This is a genomic window from Mycobacterium sp. NGS49, from assembly GCF_059812565.1.
The window spans coordinates 263,173-279,978 of record NZ_JCALCX010000004.1; the positions used below are offsets into that span (position 1 = coordinate 263,173).

The 16,806-nt window shown below is 66.5% G+C and carries 16 protein-coding genes; 5 read left to right on the forward strand and 11 right to left on the reverse strand.

Features of this window, described 5'->3' with window-relative positions; all coding sequences use genetic code 11:
* Positions 1–328: 328 nt before the first annotated feature.
* The 4 genes from AC5Y7D_RS06075 to AC5Y7D_RS06090 form a co-directional block, all read right to left on the reverse strand.
* Positions 329–1,981, reverse strand: coding sequence for a PE family protein (locus AC5Y7D_RS06075; protein WP_499922399.1), 1,653 nt, complete (start codon positions 1,979–1,981; stop codon positions 329–331).
* Between the two features lie 18 nt (positions 1,982–1,999).
* Positions 2,000–3,652 (reverse strand): PE family protein, encoded by a 1,653-nt coding sequence (locus tag AC5Y7D_RS06080; RefSeq protein ID WP_499922400.1) that lies wholly within the window; start codon positions 3,650–3,652, stop codon positions 2,000–2,002.
* A 128-nt stretch (positions 3,653–3,780) separates the two neighbouring features.
* Positions 3,781–4,620 carry a tyrosine-protein phosphatase gene (locus AC5Y7D_RS06085; RefSeq protein WP_499922401.1) on the reverse strand — a complete coding sequence of 280 codons (840 nt, stop codon included), beginning with the start codon at positions 4,618–4,620 and terminating at the stop codon, positions 3,781–3,783.
* Positions 4,613–5,833 (reverse strand): acyl-CoA dehydrogenase family protein, encoded by a 1,221-nt coding sequence (locus tag AC5Y7D_RS06090; RefSeq protein WP_499922459.1) that lies wholly within the window; start codon positions 5,831–5,833, stop codon positions 4,613–4,615. The genes AC5Y7D_RS06085 and AC5Y7D_RS06090 overlap by 8 nt, the downstream gene beginning before the upstream one ends.
* A gap of 56 nt (positions 5,834–5,889) precedes the next feature.
* On the opposite strand from AC5Y7D_RS06090, the gene AC5Y7D_RS06095 reads away from it, so the two are divergent.
* A complete protein-coding gene (locus AC5Y7D_RS06095) occupies positions 5,890–6,342 on the forward strand; it encodes a nuclear transport factor 2 family protein (protein ID WP_499922402.1) in 453 nt (150 codons plus the stop codon).
* Positions 6,343–6,349: 7 nt separating this feature from the next.
* On the opposite strand, the gene AC5Y7D_RS06100 is transcribed toward AC5Y7D_RS06095, so the two are convergent.
* Complete coding sequence (locus AC5Y7D_RS06100; protein WP_499922403.1) at positions 6,350–6,478, reverse strand: hypothetical protein; 129 nt, start codon at positions 6,476–6,478, stop codon at positions 6,350–6,352.
* Positions 6,479–6,651: 173 nt separating this feature from the next.
* Between AC5Y7D_RS06100 and AC5Y7D_RS06105 the strand changes: the two genes are divergently transcribed.
* Positions 6,652–7,275: a TetR/AcrR family transcriptional regulator gene (locus AC5Y7D_RS06105; RefSeq protein ID WP_499922404.1), complete on the forward strand. Its 624-nt coding sequence runs from the start codon at positions 6,652–6,654 to the stop codon at positions 7,273–7,275.
* 7 nt (positions 7,276–7,282) lie between these two features.
* Here AC5Y7D_RS06105 and AC5Y7D_RS06110 read toward each other — a convergent pair whose 3' ends face one another.
* The 3 genes from AC5Y7D_RS06110 to AC5Y7D_RS06120 all read right to left on the reverse strand — a co-directional run bounded on the left by AC5Y7D_RS06110 (position 7,283) and on the right by AC5Y7D_RS06120 (position 11,172).
* Positions 7,283–8,701, reverse strand: coding sequence for a PE family protein (locus tag AC5Y7D_RS06110; RefSeq protein WP_499922405.1), 1,419 nt, complete (start codon positions 8,699–8,701; stop codon positions 7,283–7,285).
* Between the two features lie 17 nt (positions 8,702–8,718).
* Positions 8,719–10,155 carry a PE family protein gene (locus AC5Y7D_RS06115; RefSeq protein ID WP_499922406.1) on the reverse strand — a complete coding sequence of 479 codons (1,437 nt, stop codon included), beginning with the start codon at positions 10,153–10,155 and terminating at the stop codon, positions 8,719–8,721.
* A gap of 120 nt (positions 10,156–10,275) precedes the next feature.
* The gene (locus AC5Y7D_RS06120; protein WP_499922407.1) at positions 10,276–11,172 is read right to left on the reverse strand and encodes an alpha/beta hydrolase; all 897 of its coding nucleotides are present in this window, start codon (positions 11,170–11,172) and stop codon (positions 10,276–10,278) included.
* A gap of 86 nt (positions 11,173–11,258) precedes the next feature.
* Between AC5Y7D_RS06120 and AC5Y7D_RS06125 the strand changes: the two genes are divergently transcribed.
* From AC5Y7D_RS06125 to AC5Y7D_RS06135, 3 genes are read left to right on the forward strand one after another with little or no spacing between them, the layout of a single operon-like run.
* Positions 11,259–12,359 (forward strand): NAD(P)H-dependent amine dehydrogenase family protein, encoded by a 1,101-nt coding sequence (locus tag AC5Y7D_RS06125; RefSeq protein WP_499922408.1) that lies wholly within the window; start codon positions 11,259–11,261, stop codon positions 12,357–12,359.
* A 20-nt stretch (positions 12,360–12,379) separates the two neighbouring features.
* Positions 12,380–13,129: a glucose 1-dehydrogenase gene (locus AC5Y7D_RS06130; protein ID WP_499922409.1), complete on the forward strand. Its 750-nt coding sequence runs from the start codon at positions 12,380–12,382 to the stop codon at positions 13,127–13,129.
* A gap of 2 nt (positions 13,130–13,131) precedes the next feature.
* A complete protein-coding gene (locus tag AC5Y7D_RS06135) occupies positions 13,132–14,481 on the forward strand; it encodes an FAD-binding oxidoreductase (protein WP_499922410.1) in 1,350 nt (449 codons plus the stop codon).
* Here the strand turns inward: AC5Y7D_RS06135 and AC5Y7D_RS06140 are convergent.
* Genes AC5Y7D_RS06140 through AC5Y7D_RS06150 form a run of 3 tightly spaced genes read right to left on the reverse strand, consistent with a single transcriptional unit; the run spans position 14,465 to position 16,687 of the window.
* A complete protein-coding gene (locus AC5Y7D_RS06140) occupies positions 14,465–15,013 on the reverse strand; it encodes a TetR/AcrR family transcriptional regulator (RefSeq protein WP_499922411.1) in 549 nt (182 codons plus the stop codon). The genes AC5Y7D_RS06135 and AC5Y7D_RS06140 overlap by 17 nt on opposite strands.
* Positions 15,010–15,855, reverse strand: coding sequence for a thioesterase family protein (locus tag AC5Y7D_RS06145; RefSeq protein ID WP_499922412.1), 846 nt, complete (start codon positions 15,853–15,855; stop codon positions 15,010–15,012). The genes AC5Y7D_RS06140 and AC5Y7D_RS06145 overlap by 4 nt, the downstream gene beginning before the upstream one ends.
* A gap of 13 nt (positions 15,856–15,868) precedes the next feature.
* Entirely contained in the window at positions 15,869–16,687 is an 819-nt protein-coding gene (locus AC5Y7D_RS06150) for an SMP-30/gluconolactonase/LRE family protein (protein ID WP_499922460.1), read from the reverse strand.
* Positions 16,688–16,806: the final 119 nt, after the last annotated feature.

The window sequence follows — 16,806 nt, forward strand, 5'->3', positions numbered from 1 at the left end:
CCGTTGCCCTTCTGGCATATTCACCTATTGCCTGGTCTTGGCGGATGAAGAGATCAGAGAAACGCGAATTAGGCTCTCACCTGTTGTAATCCGACCCGAACGTCCGGACGGGGTCGCGATGGCGCCGGCACCTCGTCACCAACCGTCCGACGGCCGCAGCCGGGCCTTTACCCCGGAGCTTGGCCGCCGTCATCACCCACCCCTTGCCCTGTGACCAAGACCTGGTCAGTTCCGAAGTGAGCGGATGCCGACGCGGCTATGGCTGTCCGGAGTTCACGTTCTTTGACGATCGTGTAATAGGTTCAACGGCAGAACAATTGGCGACGCGTCAGAAGTCTCTGACCACTGCGCCCAACACCACCAGGGCTTCCAGGCCCAGCCCGGCAGTCACTAACGCCGTGCTCGCAGCGATCGGTTTACCGATCGCGTTGATCAAGCCCACCGGGTCACCGGCGGCGGCCTGATCGACGCCGTCCAGGAACAGGTTGAGGTTGTAGGACGGCAACGACGTGGCAGCTGCGTTGAGCAGATCGGCGGTGGGCAGGAGGATCGCGTACGTCTGGGACGTTATCGTCGTGAACGAGTTGGTGAGGTAGGTGTTGGCCGCCTGGACACTGCCGACGAGGCCGGGGATAGACGTCGGGACGGTGAAGAGCTCAGGCGGCGGCATGGAAAGCGGTGTATAAGCCTGGAAGAGGCCCAACGCCGACAGGTCGGCCTCGACCGGCTGGTCCGGGATCGCGAGATTCGATGTGGCAGTGGTGATTCCCTGGTGGGTGCCAAGAACCAGCGTGGCGGTCAAGTCGACCGGGTCGATCGCCGGGAACAGCCCGAACGGTGTGGGAAGGTCCGCGGGTGCGGTCGAATATCCGTAGTCCGCGTCGCCGTAGCCCAGGTTGACAATCGTTCTCAGGTTAGGCTCGACCAGATCCGCGAAGAAGTTGCCCACCAAGGGTATTGCGCGCACCGGGGTCAACAGCGGCAGGTCGTGGTTGCGGATGATGTAGTACTTCGTACTACCCTCGTAGCCCGGGGAGGTCGGCAGCTGCACCAGGTCGCCGGGCGGCAGCGCGTCGATGTTGACGTACGGGGTCTTGCTGTGCACCAGGGCGATACCCGCAATGGCGTTCAGGTCGGACACGATATTGAGCGGATAGCGCGGGAAGTCGGCGAACCCGTCGTATTCGTAGGTGTAGATGCTGGTGGGGTAGATCGTGTCCGACGGTGTCGCGCCATAGAAGTCGAGTCCGATGCTCGGCAGGGTCAAACCGGCGAAACGGGACAGCAGCCCGCCGTTCGGATTCATCGGATTGGCCAGCAGCACGAAGCCGAGCTGGTCGGCGCCGGGTGCCCCGGGCATGCCGGCGAGGTTGCGCATCTCCATCGAGGCGAGGATTGCGCTTTGCGAATAGCCAACGGCGACAACGCTGTTTCCTCGGCCGATTTCGCCCATGATCGCTTCGTGCAGCATGGCGACTCCCTCGGTCACCGAGGTGTTCAGCGGCAGGCTCTTGGCGCCGGTCAGCGGATACAGCTGCTCGGGGGTGTACAGGACCTGCGGGCCGGTGCCGCCGAATTGCGGGCTGATGTAATTCAGCACGCCTTGCACGAATTTGTTCGGGGGCAAAGGATTTCCGCTGCCTCCCATGATCAGGCTGACGGTGGGTCCGTTCAGCGGAGTCGCGGCGACCGTTGCAGCGTTGGCCAGTTCGGTTTCCGGGTAGGCGAACCCGGCCGCGGCCAGTAACCGACTGAACTCGTCTTGAAGCTCCGCGACCTGCGAGATGACGGTCTGGCACTGGGCGCCGTAGCCGCCGAACATCCGTGCGATGGCCGCCGACACCTCGTCGGCGGCGGCCGCCACCACATTCGACGTGGGGACCGCTGCGGCTGCGACGGCGGCGTTGACCGCCGAGCCGATTCCTTCCAACTCGACCGCAGCGTTTGCCAGGACCTGGGGCTGGGCGCTCAGATATGTCATCGGGCCGGACCTCTGAGGTCAGAAGCGCAGGCTCTGCAAGTCCTGCGTGATCTCCGCCGCCGCCTCCACGATCGCGATGAATTCGATCATGCCGCCCAGCGCCGCCAGACCGGCGGTGGCCGCGAGCGGAAGCTGAATCGCCTGGCTGATGTTGCCCTGAGCAAGCTGGCTCAGGAACAGCTCCAGGTTATAGGCGGGCAGGGTGGTCGCGAAGGCGGTCACCAGGTCGGCCGTCGGAAGCAGCACCGAGTAACCGGTTGAGACCACCGATGCGAAGGTGTTGGCGATATTGACCAGCGTCGCAGGGGTCGGAGGTGGCGGCGATGGCAGGTAAGCCTGAATCAGTGGCGGGAATGCGGGCGGTTCGATGACCGGCACGGTGGTCAGCGCGATCGGCACCTCTGCCATGAAGTCGTCGATGCCCTGCTGAGTCCCCCGGGCCAGGGCGTCCATGATGACACCCGGCGGAACGTCCGGGAAGAGTCCGAATGGCGTCGGTACGTTCGCGGGGCTGGTGGAATAACCGAAATTGGGGTCGCCGTAGCCGAGGTTGACGATCACCTTCAGATTGGGCTGAACCAGTGCCGCGATCGGATCACCGATCACGGGAATGGCCCGCACCGGGTCCAGCAACGGCAGGTCCGGGTGGCTGATCATGTACCACTTGTTCTGCGTCGTACCCTGCGTCGGCAGCAGCGTGGCCGATTGGACCTGCTCCGGCGTCAGGTCGGCGTAGGTGGTGTGGACCGTGAGAATGCCGAAGACGGCGTTGATGTCGGAGATGATGTTGAGCGGGTAGCGCGGGAAGTCGGCAAAGCCGTCGTATTCGATCGTGTAGGTGGTCGTCGGGTAGGGACCGTCCGGCATTGCGCCGTAGAACGGCAGACCGATCGTCGAGATGTTCAGCCCGGGAATGCGCGCCAGGATGCCCCCGTTGGGGTTCATCTCGTTGCCGATCAGGACGAAATTGACCTGACTGGGCAGCGGGGCGTTCGGGCCGAGGGAAATGTAGTGCTCCATCAACAGTGACGAGATGACGGCGCTCTGCGAATAACCGAAAACGGTGACGTGGTTGCCGGCGTTGAGCTGGTTCCAGACCGCGGTGTCGAGGATCTGCAGACCCTCCTGCACCGAGGTGGCGAAGATCAACGACCGCACGCCGGTGATCGGATACAGCTGCTCGGGGGTCACCAACGATGTCAGGATCGCGCCCGGCGAGTTCGGCTGAATGAAGAGCGTGTTGACGGCGTCGAGGTAAACGGGTCCCGGAATCGGAGTTCCCGTGCCGCCCATGGCAATTGCTATGGTATCTCCGGTGAAGGGTGGGAACACCGGCGGCGAGGTCGGTTGGTACAGCCCGGCGGTCACACTCTGCACCAACTGCGCCGTGTTGATCGCCTCGGCGTTGGCGTAGTAGTTCACCGTGGCCGTCAGGTTCTGAACCAGGCCTTCGTAGAGTGCGCCCAGCTTCGCACTCACCAACTGGAACTCCTGGCCGTACCCGCCGAACAGGTTGGCGATGGCCGCCGACACCTCATCGGCGGCCGCAGTCATCAATCCTGTCGTCGGAGCCGCCGCGGCCGCCGCGGCCTCACCGATCGCCGCGCCGATCCCGGACAACTCCGTCGCCGCCGCTGCCAACGCCGGCGGCTGCGCGAATACGTAAGACACCTTCATCCCTCCTGGTGCACCGGGACCGGCCGATCCGGCCATTCCTCAGGCCGCCGGTATGCGTTGAGGGTAGAGGGATTGCGCGAGGATGTCTGGCCTTTGGCCCGACTCATAGAACGTCGTCCGGCTCAGCCCAGCAGTGCCCCTCGCAGCCGCGCCACGTCGGCCTGGGTGACGCCCGCCTCCCGCAGGTAGGCGTCCAGTGACCCGAACGACTCTTCGATCGTTCGCCATGCGGCCCAGAGGTATTCGGCGCGGACGCCCAGAACTCCGTCGGAGAGTCGCGCCTTGGTGAAGGTGACCACCTCCGGGGTGAGTTCGACGTCGGAGCGTTGCGCGATCATCTCGGTGATCTGGTGGCGCAACTGCGGTACCGCGTCGTTGCTGCGCAGGTAGTCGGCGACGATCTCGTCGCGGTCCAGTCCCGCCGCTTCGAGCACCGTCGCGACCACGAAACCGGTGCGGTCTTTGCCGGCGAAACAGTGCGTGAGCACCGGACGTCCCGCAGCCAGCAACGTGAACACCCGGTGCACCGCACGCTGGGCGCCGTTGCGCGTCGGGAACGCCCGGTACTCCTCGGTCATGTACCGGACCGCGTTGGCTTCGATGGCCTCGTCGGATTCATCGGCATCGCCGTCGGTCAGCAAGCGTCTGAACGCCGATTCGTGTGGCGCTTCGTTGGTTTCGGAATCGTCGGCGCCCTGGTCGTCGGCGAGATCGGGAAACGGCAACAGGTGGACGTCGACGCCCTCCGGAACCCGGCCCGGGCCGCGGCGGTTGACCTCGCGGGTCGAGCGCAGGTCGGCGACGTCGGTGATCCCCAGTTGCCGCAGCGCTGCGCGGCCGGCGTCGTCCAGCTTGCTCAGCTCGCTGGACCGGAACAGCCGCCCGGGGCGCAGTCCGGTCGTGGTCTGGGCGACGTCGCGAAAGTTCCACGCGCCGGGCAGTTCCCGGATTACCTCAGCCATGAGTGGTAACCGCCGCAGCGAGCGCGGACTGCTCGCGTCCCAGCTCGGTGCGCGCGATGGTGCGCATGTGCACCTCGTCGGGGCCGTCGAAAATACGCATCGCGCGGTGCCAGCCGTAGAGCCGGGCCAGCACGGTGTCGTCGCTGACCCCGGCCGCGCCGTGCACCTGGATGGCACGGTCGATGACGTCGCAGGCTACTTGTGGCGCCACCGCCTTGATCTGCGAGACCAGCAGACGAGCCGCCTTGTTGCCGTGCTTGTCGATGGTCCAGGCCGCCTTCTCGCACAACAACCTGGCCTGATCGATCTCGTTGCGGGACTTGGCAACCGCGTGTTGCACCAAGCCCTGGTCGGCCAGCGGGCGGCCGAACGCGATCCGGTTGTTGGCCCGGCTGACCATCAGCGCGAGCGCCCGCTCGGCGCCGCCGAGGGCGCGCATGCAGTGGTGGATGCGGCCCGGGCCCAGCCGCGCCTGGGCGATGGCGAAGCCGGCGCCCTCCTCGCCGAGCAGGTTGGCGGCCGGCACCCGCACGTTGTCGTACACGATCTCGCAGTGGCCGTGCTGGTCCTGCCAGCCGAACACCGGCGTGGAACGGACGACCGTCACGCCGGGCGTGTCCATCGGCACCAGCACCATCGACTGCTGCTGGTGGCTGGCCGCGTCGGGATTGGTGCGGCCCATCACGATGAGGATTTTGCAGCGCGGATCAGCCGCGCCCGATGTCCACCACTTCCGGCCGTTGATCACGTAGTCGGCGCCGTCGCGCACGATCGAGGTCTCGATGTTGCGCGCATCGCTGCTGGCCACCGCGGGCTCCGTCATCGAGAATGCGCTGCGGATCTCGCCGTTCAGCAGGGGTTCGAGCCACTGTTTGCGTTGCGCCTCGGTGGCGAACAGGTGCAGCGTCTCCATGTTGCCGGTGTCGGGCGCCGCGCAGTTGAGCGCTTCGGGTGCGATCTCGAGGCTCCACCCCGTCAATTCGGCCAGCGGTGCGTACTCGAGGTTGGTCAGTCCCGACTCGGCCGGCAGGAACAGGTTCCACAGGCCGCGTTCCTTGGCCTTGACCTTCAGGTCTTCGATGACCGGCGGCACGCTGAAGTCGTTCGGGCCGGCTTCGTGGCGGTACTTGTCGTAGTCGGCCTCCGCCGGGAAGACGTGTTCGGTCATGAAGTCGGACAGTCGTGTGTGATAGTCACTGGCTTTGGCCGACATTGCGAAGTCCATGACCGCCACGATAGGACAACTCTGCTCGCGGGTTAGATGGTGATGTGCGACCCCCGTTTCCGCCCTTCACCCGCGAATCCGCAGCGGCGAAGGTTCAGGCCGCCGAAGACGCCTGGAACACTTGCGATCCCGAACTCGTCAGCATGGCCTACACGAGCGATTCCCAATGGCGCAACCGCGACGAACACATCGTCGGCAGGTCGGAGATAGTCGCCTTCCTCACCCGCAAGTGGCAACGCGAACTCGACTATTCACTGCGCAAAAGCCTCTGGAGTTATGCGGGCAACCGCATCGCAGTGCGCTTCCAATACGAGTGCCGCGACCACAGCGGACAATGGTTCCGCAGTTACGGCAACGAACTGTGGGAATTCCACGCACAAGGTCTGATGGCCCGCCGCGAAGCCAGCATCAACGACATCCCGATCGGCCAAGCCGAACGCCGCCTGTTCGGGCCGCGCCCGGCGACCGAGCACGGCGTGGACTTTCCGCTGTGGTAGCCGACGATCAGACGGGCGGGTAACCCGGCGGCGGATATCCGTTACCGGACTCGACGCCGCGCAAACCCCAGGTGAGGTAGCTGAAGAAGAACTCGATCTCGTCGCTCGCGTCGTAGTCAGGACTCGGGTCCATCACTCCACCTCTCGACTGCTGATCGACTCACCACGGGGCCCGGTTTGCGAGTGTAGTCCTATCCGCGTCGCTGCGACAGGCGCGGCCCTGCCTAAACTGTCCAACTAGTTGATTGATAACCAGCCGTGTCGGGGGGTCGTCCGGGCCCCCGCCGGCAGCGACGAGGGTGAGTGCAGATGGCATCCGGAAGTGGTCCGACCCGCCGTGAGGAGTTGCTGGCCGTCGCCACCAAGCTGTTCGCCGCCCGCGGTTATCACGGCACCCGAATGGACGACGTCGCGGATGTGATCGGGCTGAACAAAGCCACGGTCTACCACTATTACGCGAGCAAGGCGCTGATCCTGTTCGACATCTACCGGCAGGCCGCCGAGGGGACGCTGGCCGCCGTGCACGACGATCCGTCCTGGACGGCCCGCGAGGCGCTGTATCAGTACACCGTCCGGCTGCTGACCGGCATCGCGAGTAATCCCGAGCGTGCCGCCGTCTACTTCCAGGAGCAGCCCTACATCACCGAGTGGTTCACCTCCGAACAGGTCGCCGAGGTCCGCGAGAAGGAAGCCCAGGTGTACGAGCACGTACACGGTCTGATCGACCGCGGCATCGCCAGCGGCGAGTTCTACGAGTGCGACTCGCACGTGGTGGCGCTCGGCTACATCGGGATGACGCTGGGCAGCTACCGCTGGCTGCGGCCGAGCGGGCGGCGCACGGCCAAGGAGATCGCGGCCGAGTTCAGCACCGCGCTGCTGCGCGGACTGATTCGCGACGAGGAGATCCGAACCACCGCTCCGCTGGGACCGTGAAGCGGCGTCAGTTGCAGACCGGCGGGATGGTGCGCAATATGTCGCCGAGCCCGCCGCTGAGCATCGAGAGCGCCGTCACCTGTGGCTGGCCGATGAAGATATTGAGGCCCGGGTTCACCGACGGCACCCACGGGTAGCTGTCCGGATAGTATTCCGGGCCCCACAATCCGGCTGCGTCCCCGATCGACACCACCGCGCCGTACGGCCCCTGCAGCGCGCCCTTGATCAGGTAGTAGGGCACGGTGACCGGGTTGGGAATCGAGAGCAGGCCGGCCGGGGTGGGGATGTCCGCGTAATTGGCGCCCGCCGCGTAATCCCCGTAACCCAGATCGACCAGCACACGAAGTGGCGGCTGGACCAGATCTGCCAGTGGGGGACCGACGATCGGGATGTCGCGAACGGGCTGCAGCAGTGGGAGATCCTGGGTCAGGATCATGTAGTACTCGGTGTTGCCGGTGTAGCCCGGCGACGTGGGCAGCAACACCGCGTCGGCGAGCTCGGCCGGCGACAGCGTCGGATAGACGTTATGTACGTAGAAGTAGCCCATGATCGCGTTGAGGTCGGACAGGATGTTCAGCGGGTACTGCGGGGCATGGGCGACACCGTCATATTGGGCGGTGTAGATCGCGGTCTGGTAGGGGGTGTTCGCCGGTGTCGCACCGGTGAACGACACGTCCATGATCGGCAGGTAGAAGCCCGGGAAGCGGGCCAGTATGCCGCCGCCCGGATTGTTCGGCGAGCCGATCATCATGAAGGCCAGGTCGTCCGGGTAAGGCGCGCCCGTGGCCATCAGGTTGACGATCTGGTGGTGAACGATCGACGCGCTCTGCGAAAACCCGAAGGCGATCACATCGTTTCCGGCGAGCAGTTCGGCTTTGATGGCGGCGTCGAGAATCGTCACGCCTTCGGCCACCGATTGATTGAACGTCAGGTCCCCGAGTCTGGGGGTCAGCGGCCAGAATTGCTCCGGTGTGGAAAGGCCTCGCGGAATCGCGCCGGCGAACGATGGCTGGATGTATTTGGCGCTGATCTGGGCGATGTACCTGGGCGAGGGCGTCGGGTTGCTGGTGCCGCTCATGATCAGCGCGGTGATCGGGTCCGCCAGCAACGCCGGGGGCGATTGGGCCGCACCGCTCAGCAGGGCCGCATTGCGGGCCTCTGCCCGTGCGTAGCCGGTGGCGGCGTTGGCCAGGGCCTGGGCGAACTCGTGCTGGAACGCGGTCGCCTGGCTCAGAACCAGGTGACATTCCTCGCCATAGGCGTTGAACAGACCCGCGACCGACGCCGACACCTCGTCTGCGGCCGCCGCCATCAGCCCGGACGTCCGGGCCGTTGCTGCGGCACGGGCCGTCTCGACGGCCGTGCCGATGGCGCCGATGTCCGTAACCGCCGTCGCGACCGACTCTGGGGCAGCAAGCAGGTACACGCCGCGTCCTGAGTCCGTCAGTTGAGGATCGGCGGGAAGACGCGCAGTCCGTTGCCCAGCACGCCGCTGAGTAGCGAGAGCGCGGTCACCGGGGGCTGGCTGAACTGCGGGCCGAAATAGAGATTCAGCCCGGGGTTGGCCGAGGGAACCCAGGGATAGGCGTCGGGGAAGTATTCCGGACCCCACAGGCCGGCCTGCACCCCGATCTCCACGGCTGCGCCGTACGGCGCTTGCAGGAGTCCCTGCCCCAGGTAGTAGGCGACCGCGAAGGGGTTGGGGATGTTGATCAGCCCGGCCGGGGTGGGCAGATCCGCGTAGCCGTAGTTGTAGCCGAGGTCGACCATCACCCGTAGCGGCGGCTGCAACAGGTCGGCAAAGACCGGACCGGCGTAGGGAATGTCCCGGATCGGCTGCACCAGCGGCAGGTCCTGCGTCAGGAACATGTAGTACTTCGTGTTGCCGTTGTATCCGGGCGACGTCGGCAACTGCACGGCGTCGGTGGCCAGCAGGTCCGGGTAGTCGCCGTGCACGTAGAAGTAGCCCATCAGGGCGTTGATGTCCGCGAGGATGTTGAGGGGGTACTGCGGCACGTGCGAGATGCCGTCGTATTGCGCGGTGTAGACGTACGTCTCGTATGGGTTGCCCGCCGGGAGCGCACCGTTGAACGGCACGTCCAGGAAGGGCAGATAGAAGCCGGGGAAGCGGGCGAGCAGACCACCGTTGGGGTTGTTGCCGGGGGCGGTCAGGACGAAGGCCAGGCTGTCGGTGTGCGGGGAGCCGGCCGCCATCAGGTTGACGATGTAGTTGTTGATGATCGAGCTGCTCTGCGAGTAGCCGAAGGCGATGACGTCCTGGCCCGCAGCCAGCTCGGCGTTGACCGCGTTGTTGAGCAGGGACACGCCCTTGGCGACCGACTCGGTGTACGTCATGTTGCCCAGGTCGGGAGTTACCGGCCAGAACTGCTGGGGGGTGAACAAGCCCAGCGGAGTGGACCCCGGGTAGAGCGGCTTGACGAACCCGGTGAAGACGTCGGTGACGTACTTGGCTTCGGGCAGCGGATTGTTGGTGCCGCCCATGATGAGTGCGGTGATCGGGTTCACCAGCGACGCCGCGGGCGCAGCGGCGGTGGTGGGCTGCGCAAGCAGTGACTGGAACCCGTTGAGCAACGTCCCGTTCAGGGCTTCGGCCTGGGCATAGGCGCGGGCGGCGTTCTCCAGCGCTGCGGTGAACTCGCTCTGGAACACCGAAGCCTGCCGGACCACGGCTTGATACTCGTCGCCGTAGGCGCTGAACAGACCGGCGATCGCCGCGGAGATCTCGTCACCGGCGGCCGCCGCCACCCCGGACGTCCGGGCGGCCGCGGCCGCGTTGGCGGCCTCGATCGCCGCGGCGATGCCGTCCACGTCGGTCGCCGCCGCCGCGAGCGTCTGTGGGGCAGTGAGCAAGTACGGCATCTCCCCGTCCTTCCTGATGACCGGCCCCCGTCCGGTGCACCACGAACTACCCGCAACCGCAGGTATTAGGTATCAACAGAGAGTAGAGCCGTGCAGCGGGGAATTCCGGCGTTTCGGCCCTTATTTGTCGATGGTTTGCAGATGCTTGTCCAGAAAGGCGATCTGGTCGGTGACGACCCGCTCGAAAGCGTCGTCGACGTAGATGGCGAAATGGCCTTCGGGGTACGTCTTGATTTCACCGCGCGGCGCTTTGGCGGCGTAACGAAGTGTCGGTCCGGCCGGGGCCACCGAGTCGGTTTCGCACACGCAGAACAGGATCGGGCAGGAGATCCGGGCGGCACTGCGGCCGGGGCGGTAGGTCAACACCTTCAACCCGATCCGGGCGGCGACCTCGTTGCGCAACTCCACGCCGTCGGGCACCAGCCTCAGGTAGCCCGGGTACGCGTCGGGTGCCGTCATCAGGGCGACCTCACCCGGCATGCCCGCCGTCGGGATCATGACCGGCGGCTTTCCCCGTCGTGCCCCGAGCAGGTCTCGTATCGCCAGCGCGGTGACGCGGGCCGCTGTCAACGGGTTGAGCGCCGCGACGGACGCAATGCCGTCGGTAAAGGGGCACTGCGCCACCGCGGCGGCGATGCCCGGCAGCCGCGCTGCGGACTCGATGACGTGGCCGCCGCCGAAAGAAGTGCCCCACAGGGCGATTCGGTCCGCATCCAGCCCGGGGAGGGTGCGTGCGTACTCGACGGCCGCCGCCCAGTCGGCGAGCTGCATCTCGATGTCGAGTAGCTGACGGGGCCGGCCCTCGCTGTCGCCGAAGTTGCGGTAGTCGAAGACCAGGCAGGCGTACCCCGCCGCGCTGAATCGCTCGGCGTAGGCGTCGAGCCGCATCGTGCGCACCGCGCCCAACCCGTGTGCCATCACCACCAGGGGTGCCGGGCCGCCGGTTTCGGGACGGTACAACCAGGCGCTGACCCGGTCTGTGCCGGACGTGAACCGGACGTCTTCGCGCGGCGACATAGCGCACACACTAGTGCCGGTGTGGTCCCGCAAATTTATGGACTAGTGTCTAGAAAAGCACAGCGTTGTGGGGACGGAGGACACTCATGGCGATTCGCGTCGCCCACGTGGGCACCGGCAATGTCGGCGGGCTGGCGCTCGCCGAGCTGATCGCCAACCCGGCGTTCGAACTCACCGGAGTCTGCGTGTCCAACCCGGACAAGGTGGGGCGGGACGCCGGCGAATTGTGCGGGGTGGGTCTGGACGAGCCCGTCCGGACGGGCGTCGAAGCCGGGAGCGACCTCGACGCGCTGCTGGCCGGCCAGCCGGAGTGCGTCGTCTACTGCGCGATGGGCGACACCCGGCTGCCGGAAGCGATGGCCGATGTGATGCGCATCCTGGCCGCGGGTGTCAACGTCGTCGGGTCCTCGCCCGGTCTGCTGCAGTACCCGTGGGGGGTGATGCCGGAGAAGTACATCGCGCGGGTGGAAGCGGCTGCACAGCAGGGTAATTCGAGCATCTTCATCACCGGCGTCGACCCGGGTTTCATCAACGACCTGATCCCGTTCGCCCTGGCCGGTACCTGCCAGCGCATCGAGGCGGTGCGGTGCATGGAGATTCACGACTACGCGAGCTACAACGGCGCCGAGGTCATGCACTACATGGGGTTCGCCCGCCCCCTGGACGAGGTTCCCATGTTGCTGCAACCTGGTGTGCTCAGCATCGCCTGGGGAACTCCGATCAGGCAGCTTGCCGCCGGCCTGGGAATCCAGATCGACGAGATCACCGAGTCCTATCAGCGTGAGCCGGCTCCGGAGGATTTCGACATCGCGGTTGGCCGGGTGGCCAAAGGCACCCTGGCGGTACTGCAATTCGAGATCCGCGGTATGGCCCAGGGTCGCCCCGCGATCGTCATCGAGCACATCACCCGGCTGCGCCCGGACCTGCGACCCGACCTGCCTCAGCCCGCCGCCGGCACCGGCTCATACCGGGTGGAGATCACCGGGGAACCGTCCTACGCGGTGGACATCGTGCCTACCAGTCGCAAGGGCGACCACAACCACGCCGCGATCGCCGGCGCCGCCGGCCGGATCGTGAATTCCATACCGGATGTGGTGGCCGCGGCGCCCGGCATCAGAAGCACGCTGGACCTGCCATTGGTCACCGGGAAGGGGCTTTTCGCGCCCAACGGTCGAGTCGTCACGTAAACGAAAGGGATTGGCTGCACATGGAACGACCAGGACGGGTCGACGGCAAGGTCGCGTTGATCAGCGGTGGTGCCCGGGGAATGGGCGCCGAGGACGCGCGGCTGCTGGTCGAGGAGGGCGCCAAGGTGGTGATCGGCGACATCCGCGACGAGGAAGGCAAAGCGCTGGCCGCCCAGATCGGTGCCGCGGCCCGCTACGTCCACCTCGACGTCACCCAAATCGATCAGTGGGAAGCCGCCGTTGCGACGGCCACCGGCGAGTTCGGCAAGCTCGACGTGCTGGTCAACAACGCCGGCATCGTCGCGGCCGGACCTCTGCGCGAATTCCGGATGGACAAGTGGCAGCAGGTCATCGACGTCAATCTGACGGGAACCTTCCTGGGCATGCGCACCGTGGTCGACCCGATGACCGAGGCCGGCGGTGGGTCGATCATCAACATCTCCTCGATCGAAGGGATCCGCGGCGCGCCGATGGTGCATCCCTACGTCGCGTCCAAATGGGCAGTGCGCGGCATCACGAAATCTGCGGCCCTGGAATTGGCGCCGTTGAACATCCGGGTGAACTCGGTGCACCCGGGTTTCATCCGGACGCCGATGACCGCTCACCTGCCGGAGGACATGGTCACCATCCCGTTGGGGCGGCCGGCCGAGGCCCGCGAAGTCGCCACCTTCGTCGTGTTCCTGGCCAGCGACGAAGCCTCCTACGCCACGGGCAGCGAGTTCATCATGGACGGCGGCCTGGTGACCGACGTGCCGCACAAGCAGTTCTGAGCATGCTGTCGAGTCTGGCCGATGTGGTGGGCTCGAATCATGTTGTCACCGACACCGATGTGCTGGCCGGCCGCAGCGTCGACCACACCGGACGGTACCGCGGCCGGGCCGGCGCGCTGGTGCGCCCGGGTTCGGCCGACGAGGTGGCCCAGGTGCTGCGGGTGTGCCGCGACGCCGGGGCCCACGTCACCGTGCAGGGTGGCCGCACGTCCCTGGTGGCCGGCACCGTGCCCGAGCACGACGACGTGTTGTTGTCCACCGAAAGGCTCACTGCCATAAGCGATGTCGACGTAGCCGAGCGCCGGCTGGCAGTTGGCGCAGGCGTCACGCTGGCAACGGTGCAGGGGGTGGCCGCGGCGGCGGGGCTGGTGTTCGGTGTGGACCTGGCCGCCCGCGATACGGCCACCGTCGGTGGCATGGCCTCGACGAATGCCGGCGGCCTGCGCACGGTGCGCTACGGGAACATGGGCGAGCAGGTGGTCGGCCTGGACGTGGCGCTGCCCGACGGTTCGGTGCTGCGCCGGCACAGCCGGGTGCGCAGCGACAACACCGGCTACGACCTGACGTCGCTGTTCGTCGGTGCGGAGGGAACCCTCGGGGTGATCACCGCACTGGACCTGCGGCTGCATCCCACCCCGTCACACCGGGTGACGGCCGTGTGCGGGTTCGACGACCTCGAGGCCTTGGTCGACGCCGGCCGGTGGTTCGCCGAAGTGGACGGCATTGCGGCGCTGGAGCTGATCGACGGCCGGGCGGCGGCTCTGACCGGAGCGCAGTTGGGGGTGCACGCGCCGGTCTCGGGTGACTGGCTGCTGTTGGTGGAACTGGCGGCCGACTATGACCAGACCGAGCGGTTGGCCGGCCTGCTGGACGGTGTGCACATGTGCGGTGAACCGGCCGTCGGTGTGGATCTTGCTGCGCAGCAACGGTTATGGCGGGTCCGGGAGGCGGTGACCGAGGTGCTGGGAGTGTACGGGCCGCCGTTGAAGTTCGACGTGTCGCTGCCCCTGTCGGCCGTCGGCGGGTTTGCCCGCGACGCGGTGGCGTTGGTTGCTGCACGGGTGCCCGAGGCGCTGCCGGTGTTGTTCGGCCACATCGGCGAGGGCAATCTGCACCTCAATGTGCTGGGCTTCCCGACCGATCAAGAGCCCGCGCTGTATGCGCAGATGATGGACCTGATCGCCAGTTGCGGCGGCAATGTCAGTTCAGAGCACGGCGTCGGCACGCGCAAGCGGCCGTACCTGGGCATGTCGCGGGAGCCCGCCGATATCGCCGTGATGCGCGCGGTCAAGGCGGCGCTGGACCCGGCCGGCTACCTCAATGCGGCGGTGTTGTTCACTCCGGACCCTTGATGCCGACGGCGTGGCGCAGCTGAGCAAGAAACTGGTCTGCATCGTCGCTGCGAACGACGTAGTGCGAGATGGCGATTCGGATCACCGTCGCCGCCTTCACGGCGGCGTTGGGGCCGGGCAGGAGCCGTTGCAGACCCTCGCGCATCTCGGGGATGACACCGGACATCTGCGGTATGACATGTTCTGGTTCGATGTCGACCATCCGTACACCTGAGTACGAGTACTGGTAGTCGACGATGAATCGCAATGCGGCATCCAGTCTTTCAACGCCCTTGAGCCCGGCCGTCGCCTTCGCGAGTCCCTTCTCGAAATTCTCGCGTTCGTAGCGTGAGAACGCGGACATCAACTCCTCCTTGGAGGCGAACCAGCGGTAGAGCGTGGGTCGCGACACCCCCGCCTGCGTCGAGACCTCCGACAGGCTGAGTTTGGTCTTGCCGCTGCGGGCCAGCACCTCCGCGGTGGCGGCAAGGATCCGCTGGCGGGTCGAGGTGTCGTTCTCCACGCTTTCGCTCACCGGCGACGGCTGGCTCATGACTGGTTCTCTCCCACCGGACTGGTCTTCGGCGCCCTGGGCCGCACCAGCACCGACTGCTGGATGGCGCCGACCGCCCCTTGCTCGTCGAAAAGTGTCCCGATCGTGGTGCCGATGCCGTCGGGCCCGTAGCTGGTCTCCGCGCGGATGCCGACCCACTCACCCTCCGGAATCCGGAACACGTGCACGGCCAGGTCGGTGTTGAGGAACGTGAATTTGGTGATGTCCAGCTTGCTGCCGATGCCGTTGGCGCAGTCGGCCACTGCGAACAACCGCTGCAGCGGTGTCATGGTCTCCCCGGCGACCAGATCGGCGATCGGCTTGATCCACGATTCACCCGGGCCCGGCGTCAGCGGCTCGGTCAGCCACAGCCACTCCAGGCTGTGTACGTAATTGCGGTCCCAATTCCTTGCCTTCAGGTTGCGGTCGCGCGCCTCGGACAGCGGGCGGGGCGCAGGCGTGGCCGCGTGCAAGAGGGCGGCGGTGTCTACCCGCTGCAACCGCCAGCCGCTGGCGCGGGCCACCGGGCGGGGTTCCCCGTCGGGCCCGAGTGCCAGCATGTCCGCGGTGACCAGCTCGATCTGCCTGCCGCCGCGCTCGAGTTTCGAGCGCACCCACAGGTCCCCCTCCACCGGCACCGGCCCGAGCAGGTCGACGACCACCCGGCTCAAGCGGGTGTCCTCGCGCCGGTCGCATCGCTCCAGTGCGCGCGTCAACAGTGCCGACACCGGTGCGCCGTGCTGAATCTCGGACGACCAGGTGCCGCGGGCCAGGTCGGTGGCTCTGAACTTCTCGCCGTGCGCGTCGGCGCCGTCGATCAGCTCGTAGTACGAGTCGGTCATCATCCCCCTCGGGTCAGGGCAGGCCGGCGCCCGGAATGTCCACCCGGACCGCGTCCAGCCGGCCCATGCGGGTGCCCACCAGTCGCTCGGGATAGGCGTCGGTGCTCGATAGTAGAAACAGTGTGCGCCGATCCGGTCCGCCGAGGCTGCAGGCGATGGCAACCCGTTCACCCATGTCGATCCGGTCGGTGACGTCGCCGCCCTCGGTGATCCGCTCGAACTGGTGAGCCAGCGTCATGGCCGCCCAGACGCCGCCTTCGGCGTCGAGGGCGATGCCGTCGGGTGGGCCGTCCAGGTCGCCGGCGAAAGTGCGGCGGTCGGTCAGGTCACCGTCCGCACCGATGGTGAACGCAGTGAGGCGCCGACCCATGGACTCGGCCACGATCAGGGTGCGGCGGTCCGGGGTGATGGCCAGCCCGTTGGGAAAGTCGAGATTCGTGGCCACCGTGGCCGCACGGTTGTCCGGATCGAGCCGGATGACGGTACCGCCTTCGAACGCCTGACAGCCGATGTAGGCGCGCCCGAGGTCGTCGATCACCATGTCGCCCAGATGGGCCGCCGCGAGGCCGGAAAGGTCGGCGACAGGCACGACGGTGTCGCCGTCATAGCGCAGCACCTGATGACTTTCGGTGGAGACGATGAGCAGTGAGCCGTCCGGACGGAAACCCAGGCCGGACGGCGAATGGCCGGGCAGTGGCAACGTGGTCAGCGAGCCGCGTAGATCGCAGGTGTGCACCGCTTCACCGAGCATGTCGGAGAACCACAGCAAGCCCTCGAACCAGCGTGGCCCCTCGCCGAAGCAGAAGCCGTCGGCCAGCGGTGTGGGCGCCAGCGTGCCTTTACAAATCACTGCAAAAGTGTCATGCACCGCGGGCGTCGCTGTCAACGCGGATGCGCGGCGGGGTCGGCTTTACAAATATCACACAAAATGTCACGCTGGGCCGTGAGCTG

Excerpts from the sequence above, each read along its gene's own strand:
- AC5Y7D_RS06085 (WP_499922401.1), bottom strand. The coding sequence starts at position 4,620 with ATGGCTGAGGTAATCCGGGAACTGCCCGGCGCGTGGAACTTTCGCGAC.
- AC5Y7D_RS06130 (WP_499922409.1), top strand. The coding sequence starts at position 12,380 with ATGGAACGACCAGGACGGGTCGACGGCAAGGTCGCGTTGATCAGCGGT.
- AC5Y7D_RS06135 (WP_499922410.1), top strand. The coding sequence starts at position 13,132 with ATGCTGTCGAGTCTGGCCGATGTGGTGGGCTCGAATCATGTTGTCACC.
- AC5Y7D_RS06120 (WP_499922407.1), bottom strand. The coding sequence starts at position 11,172 with ATGTCGCCGCGCGAAGACGTCCGGTTCACGTCCGGCACAGACCGGGTC.
- AC5Y7D_RS06090 (WP_499922459.1), bottom strand. The coding sequence starts at position 5,833 with ATGTCGGCCAAAGCCAGTGACTATCACACACGACTGTCCGACTTCATG.
- AC5Y7D_RS06115 (WP_499922406.1), bottom strand. The coding sequence starts at position 10,155 with ATGCCGTACTTGCTCACTGCCCCACAGACGCTCGCGGCGGCGGCGACC.
- AC5Y7D_RS06075 (WP_499922399.1), bottom strand. The coding sequence starts at position 1,981 with ATGACATATCTGAGCGCCCAGCCCCAGGTCCTGGCAAACGCTGCGGTC.
- AC5Y7D_RS06125 (WP_499922408.1), top strand. The coding sequence starts at position 11,259 with ATGGCGATTCGCGTCGCCCACGTGGGCACCGGCAATGTCGGCGGGCTG.
- AC5Y7D_RS06140 (WP_499922411.1), bottom strand. The coding sequence starts at position 15,013 with ATGAGCCAGCCGTCGCCGGTGAGCGAAAGCGTGGAGAACGACACCTCG.
- AC5Y7D_RS06105 (WP_499922404.1), top strand. The coding sequence starts at position 6,652 with ATGGCATCCGGAAGTGGTCCGACCCGCCGTGAGGAGTTGCTGGCCGTC.
- AC5Y7D_RS06145 (WP_499922412.1), bottom strand. The coding sequence starts at position 15,855 with ATGACCGACTCGTACTACGAGCTGATCGACGGCGCCGACGCGCACGGC.